Consider the following 5,976-nt stretch of genomic DNA (forward strand, 5'->3'; position numbering starts at 1 on the left):
AGCGCTAAACGCAAAAAATACCCAACCGGTTCTAAAACAAACACCCTGGCGCGGGGTGGAGCAGCCCGGTAGCTCGTCAGGCTCATAACCTGAAGGCCGCAGGTTCAAATCCTGCCCCCGCAACCAACGATCCCTGTGATCCGCTCAAGCCCTTCTTTCCGAAGGGCTTTTTTGCGTTCTGTCCCTCTTGTGCACGGCCCAAAAGTTCGTCCAGAAGCGCCTTTTCTTCAAGGAAGGCCGGGTTCTTCTTGCCAGACGCAAACGTCAGGATCGCGGCAAGGTCGCCACGCAGCACAATCACCAGTTCATCATTGTTTGGAACCAGTTCGATGCGGCTAACAAGCGAACGCAGGCGGTCGGCTGCCTTGGCCCGCGTGGCCTCATTATGGAGCTGATCGTGGAGCGCCGCGATTTGTTCGTGATAGATTTTGGCCATGTTCGGATGGAGAAGGGCAGGGGGCTCTTCCGCGCCGTCGAGAAGGGCTTTGAGTTCCTTCTTGCGCGTTTCCAGTTTAGTGCCGCGTTCTTTTACCATTTCCACCGTCAGCGCCTCTTTGAGGTAAAGATCGAGGATCCGTTCAAGTTCGCGGTCGATCTTCTTGATCTCGGCCTCAGCCGCCTCAATTGAGGTGCGTGCGGCCATCCGGGCTTTGTTCACCTCCCGCGTAAATTCCTCGCAGAAATCTTTGAACAGTTCCGGCTCCATCAAATGTCTGTCGAGGCCGTTGAGCACTGAGGCTTCGAGTGTGTCGCGCCGGATATTGATCCAGTTGTCGCAGGTGCCTTTGTTGCGAGCATTGGTACAGCCAAGCAGGTGTTTGGAGATCATCGAATAGCCGCCACCGCAGCAGCCGCATTTGATGAGACCTGTGAAGAGGTGTTTTGGCCGGCGTCTGTCGCACAGGAAGTTCGCAGACGTCCCGGCTGCGGGATCGTTCGCTAGTTTGTTTTGCCGCTCTCTCACGGCATCCCAGATGTATCGATCGACAATGCGCAGTTCGGGAACGTCCTGAATGACCCATTCGCTTTCCGGGTTCGGCCGCGAGACGCGCTTGCCCGTATCCGGGTCCTTGATATAGCGCAGCCGGTTCCAGACGAGCTTGCCGATATAAAGCTCGTTGTTGAGGATGCCGGTTCCGCGCTTCGGATTGCCATGAATGGTGGACGGTCCCCATTCGCTGCCTTGCGGTCCAGGAACGCCTTCGCTGTTCAGCGCCATGGCAATGGCGCGAGACGACTTCCCTTCCAGATAGTCCCTGAAGATGCGGCGCACGACATTTGCCTCGGCCTCGTTGATGGTACGCTCGCCGCGGCTGGCTTCTCCGCCCTGACCGAACTGGCGCACGACCTTATAGCCGTAGCAAAGCCCACCGCCCGACTTGCCATCTTCGATCCGGCCGCGCAGGCCGCGCCGCGTCTTGTCGGCAAGGTCTTTGATGTAGAGTGCGCCCATCGTGCCTTTGAGGCCGATATGCAGTTCGCTCACTTCGCCTTCCGAGAGCGTGACGATGCTGACGCCGGCGAAGCGCATCCGCTTGTAGAGGCCGGCAATGTCTTCCTGATCGCGGGAAAGTCTGTCGAGCGATTCCGTCAGGATGACGTCGAAGCGGCGCTTCAATCCGTCGGCTATCAATTCCTGTACACCCGGCCGCAGAAGCGACGAACCGGAGATCGCCCGGTCGGTATAGCTGTCAACGATGGTCCAGCCTTCGCGCTCTGCGCGGGCACGGCAAATGCGAAGCTGGTCCTCGATGGAAGCGTCGCGCTGATTGTCGGAGGAGTAGCGGGCATAGAGCGCAACTCTCATGAGACGGCCTCCCTATTTGCGGAGGCGTTCGCGGGCAGCGCGCTCCTGTTCGGCTTCAACGAATTGGCGGGCAGCCTGCCGGGCAAGCATTCGGACGAATTCCCGAAGGCGCGGATCGGGGTTCGAGGGATCGTAGGTCGGCATGGTGTCGGACGGCATGAGAACCACCCGTACAGTGCTTGCCGTTGTCCCTTTCCGCTTTGCCACAACCTGATCTCCGCCGGTGAGCGGACCATTCCGCTCCGGGCAAAGACTGGGCCGGAAGCTAGCCAATGTGAATGCGAAATCGCGGGCATTGCAGCGTACTCCGTCATAGAGCGCCGTCCCTCATCGCGCCGCTTCGTAATCAAGCGTAGATCATGCGGCGGGAAAAGAGGGCGTCGGCGTAAGAATACTTGAATTTTGCGGCGGGCGAATCCCCCAAAATTGGAATAATATTGCGTTTTCCAGGCACGCAATCGGTGAAAGGAACCTTTAACTTCACGCTGCAACTTGACACAGCGTGGGCGGATGAACGCCTCGGCCGATATTCCGGGCCGATCACGCAATTTGGATGCCTGTCAGCGATAATGGCTGGTTTGCGCCTCCCATTTTGCCGTTCGACTGACACTTGCTAATTCCCGAAAGCCGACATTGCTTGGCGATCCCTGTCAGTCGTCGACGCGCATGAACCCACTTGATGGCCGTCTGAGATCGGCATTCACGAGCGACGGGATGGGGCATTTTGCCGCCTCTCTCTGGCAAAGGATCGATCAAGTGGTCGAGGCCTATCGCTTTGGCTGCGGGCCATCTAATGTACCTACGATTGTCGATTCTTTTGACCTTAGAGATACTTTGCTATGGTGCAATCCCACATAATCAATAACGATGATGAAACGGTGAAGGTCTTGGCACCTTACATCCAATCCGGCAATCTTAACTTCCTCATCGGCTCCGGAGCTTCCCTGCCAGCGATCAAGACTGCTGGTGACATCGAAAAGAAACTAGACAAGCTGATTAAGGACGGCAAGACAGCGGAAGCAGATTGCGAGATGATTGACTTCATTGAGACAATCGGAAAGACTTATAAGCAGCTGAACGAAGAGGTAGTTTACCCGGCAGATCTAGATGAGACTTTAAATAACTATCGTAGATTTATTTCAACAATAGATCAGATTTTATTCTATCGAAAAAACGAGATATTGCCTCGGCAAGCCACTATATTCTCGACCAATTACGATATGTTTGTCGAATTTGCGGCGAGCAATTTACCTAGTATCATTATCAATGATGGTTTCGACCGATCTTCCGGACAGTCTGAGAATTTTGCGTTCGCGCCGGAAAAATATTTCGACAGAACCTATCGGGCAAGCTCACTCTATGCTCGACGGGTCGAGATCCCGACCATTAACCTCATTAAGCCTCATGGGTCGCTAAACTGGACGAAGAGGGGCTCGAATCTCGTATACAACGCAAGCGCTGTTCAGCCTCTGACGCCGGCCGAAAAGGCAAATCCAGCTAAGGTTTCTGAGTACCTCAGCAAGCATTTTCTGATTATGCCGAACTTTAGAAAATTTCATGAGACCCTTATGGAAAGGGTGTACTATGACCTGCTGCGGCTTTTCTCGAAGTCGATGGAGCAGGAGAATGCTGCTCTGATGGCGTTCGGGTTCTCATTTAGTGACGAGCACATCCTGGACATAACGAAAAGAGCGCTCAGAAATCCGACGTCGCAGCTAATCATCTTCGCTTACAGCCACGACGACATTGATCTTTATCAAGCTAAGTTCGCCAAGCATCGAAACGTTAGCGTGATCGGGCCGCCTGCGGGAACCAATATCGACTTCCTGCGTCTGAACAACATCCTCGCCGCGGTCTTGCCGGAGATCAAGAATGGCTGATCGGCCGGATCGCCTTCAGAAAGAGGCCGTACTTCGCGTAGGTGAAGTCTCTGCTGTGACGGGACGCAAAGTTTTCATCTCCGTTGACCGGGACAAAAATCTCTCGGAGCTGTTTTATGACGGCGATGTGATCAGAAACATCGGCGTCGGGAGCTATGTCGATATTCGAAAGGGTTTCCTCAGCCTCATTGGGAAGGTTGAGGGCGAGAACGCCCAGACAGACGACAAGCGGCCCAGCCAATTGGCATACATGAACGGCCGACGGTTCCTGTCCGTCTCGCTGGTAGGCTTCCTCGACCGAAAGGGCGAGTTCTTTGGAGGCACAAAAGAGCTACCACTCGTCGGAAATGAGGCATTCCTTCTTACCAAAGAGAAGGTCCACCAAGTCCATAATCTCTTAAAAAATGGCGGGATCGCGCTGGACATCGCGCGGTCAGAGTACGAGGGATTTGACATCTCCCTCCCCGTCGACGGGCTGATGAACAGTCACATCGCCATCTTTGGAAACACCGGTAGCGGCAAGTCGAACACGCTCGCGATGATTTATCAGGAGTTCATCGCAAAAATGCGAGTTCGTAACGCCGCTGCATTCGAAGCGAACTGTCGCGTTGTCCTGTTCGATTTCAACAATGAGTATATCAGGGACAATTGCCTCACCCAGCATAAGCGGGTGTTCAATTTGAGCACCAGAAATGACAACGGAGATAAAATCCCGCTCGGAGCAGGGGGCTTCAACGACATTGAGATTGTCAGCATCCTCGCGGACGCGACCGAAAAGACGCAGAAGCCGTTTTTAAAGCGAGCTCTCAAGCTCCAGCAGCAGGTAAACGAGGCAGATGTTCCAGCCCATTACCTTCGCGCCATCGTTCAGCGGCAAGTGACCCAGGTTTTACAGATGTCGGATAAGATCCGGGCGGATCTGCTACTCGACTATCTCAGACAGGTGCTGCCCGAGAGCAATGCAGATGGTGAGGTCATCGAGCTCGCCGAGGATCTAGAATGGCATAACGTCCAGTCGGAGTTCCGCCTTCGTGGGCAGCAGGTTTATCTCAGGTCGACCCCAGATCGGATCACAGAAACGATCGCCTATAATGCCGTAGATCTGCTTGAACTCGCGGAAGATGACATCAAGAATTTGATAACTCTTTGCTACGTCCAGTTGATTTCAGACGTCTTGGCAAACCGCGCCCAGAACGAGCACATCGCACCGGCCATCAACAAGCTCAAAAGTAAACAAGGCGACATTCGGAAAATATTTGATCCCGTACCGAACGCCAACCTTTTCACGTCGAATGTCCTCGTGTTCGCACTAAGCGACATCAATCTAGAGATGAAGAAGACAGTTCCATTGTTGGTCGCAAAGAAAATCTATGAAGATCATAAGCGGATTGGCGGTGCTCGTTCGTTGAATATAGTGATTGACGAAGCCCACAATATTCTGTCGCGGGAATCTTTCAGGGAATCAGAGAGCTGGAAGGACTACCGCTTGGAGACGTTCGAGGAGATCATCAAGGAAGGGCGCAAGTTCGGCGTGTTCGTCACAATTTCAAGTCAAAGACCGAATGATATCTCCCATACCATCACCTCTCAGGCTCATAACTATTTTATCCACCGACTGATCAATCAAAAGGATTTGCAATCGATCGCAAGTGCTGTGTCCTACATCGATAAGCTCACCGAGGAATCCATTCCAACGCTACCGACCGGCACATGCATATTTAGCGGCATGGCAGGGCAAATGCCACTCAAGCTGGCAGTGAAGCCGCTCGATGATCTTTTGCGGCCCAAAAGCGAAACGGCGGAATTCGTGGACCTGGTTCCGGGTGCTGACTAAGCTAACGGAGCCACGCAGCGTTGGAAATTGGCGCCTGTCTGTACGCCGACGATATTGACACTAAAAAATGGGCGTTCCGAGGATTTTTGCGCTCAGGCTTGGACGATGGCTATCGATGACCTGAAAGCAAAAGCAGACCGTCTCCTGTCGGCCCCATATACGACATTTTTATAATAAGTTCAGGCTGAGCGCTCCGCGTGCGTTGTCCTGATCAGCTGCGGCTGGCGCCTTGCCGATCGTGAGGGGAAACCAAGGGGCGTTGCCCCTTTCTCCCCTCAAACGCCGCCTGCGCATGGCAGGGCCGCCCGCTTCTCAGACCGGGTATATCGTAACCGCCCGATTGTTACCGTGGAGAATATGTCTTGACGCGGGCGACGATTTCTTCGTCATCGACAAAGCATTCGAGGAATTCTTGCCATTTTTCGGCTGATTGACGCGCGTCGACCAGCATCTGT

3 protein-coding genes, 1 tRNA gene and 1 pseudogene are annotated in these 5,976 nt (G+C 53.9%); 4 read left to right on the top strand and 1 reads right to left on the bottom strand.

The genetic code is table 11. The features are described 5' to 3' along the window. Nucleotides 1-49 precede the first annotated feature (49 nt). Nucleotides 50-126 (top strand) — tRNA-Met (locus F9K78_RS21650). A 61-nt stretch (nt 127-187) separates the two neighbouring features. Continuing rightward, the gene (locus tag F9K78_RS22175; RefSeq protein WP_235925507.1) at nt 188-628 is read left to right on the top strand and encodes a hypothetical protein; all 441 of its coding nucleotides are present in this window, start codon (nt 188-190) and stop codon (nt 626-628) included. Between the two features lie 102 nt (nt 629-730). Here F9K78_RS22175 and F9K78_RS22180 read toward each other — a convergent pair. Then, nucleotides 731-1,807: pseudogene (locus F9K78_RS22180) on the bottom strand (recombinase family protein); the annotation flags it as partial. Nucleotides 1,808-2,694: 887 nt separating this feature from the next. On the opposite strand from F9K78_RS22180, the gene F9K78_RS21665 reads away from it, so the two are divergent. Together F9K78_RS21665 and F9K78_RS21670 are read left to right on the top strand one after the other, a co-directional pair. Further along, a complete protein-coding gene (locus F9K78_RS21665) occupies nt 2,695-3,687 on the top strand; it encodes an SIR2 family protein (protein ID WP_167518157.1) in 993 nt (330 codons plus the stop codon). Next, a complete protein-coding gene (locus F9K78_RS21670; protein WP_151682742.1) occupies nt 3,680-5,521 on the top strand; it encodes an ATP-binding protein in 1,842 nt (613 codons plus the stop codon). Before F9K78_RS21665 ends, F9K78_RS21670 begins: the two co-directional genes overlap by 8 nt. The last annotated feature ends 455 nt before the right edge of the window (nt 5,522-5,976 follow it).

Origin of the sequence: Brucella pseudintermedia, from assembly GCF_008932435.1 — a bacterium.
GTDB lineage: Bacteria > Pseudomonadota > Alphaproteobacteria > Rhizobiales > Rhizobiaceae > Brucella > Brucella pseudintermedia.

Coding starts and splice junctions, on each gene's coding strand:
- F9K78_RS21670 (WP_151682742.1), top strand. CDS start 3,680: ATGGCTGATCGGCCGGATCGCCTTCAGAAAGAGGCCGTACTTCGCGTA.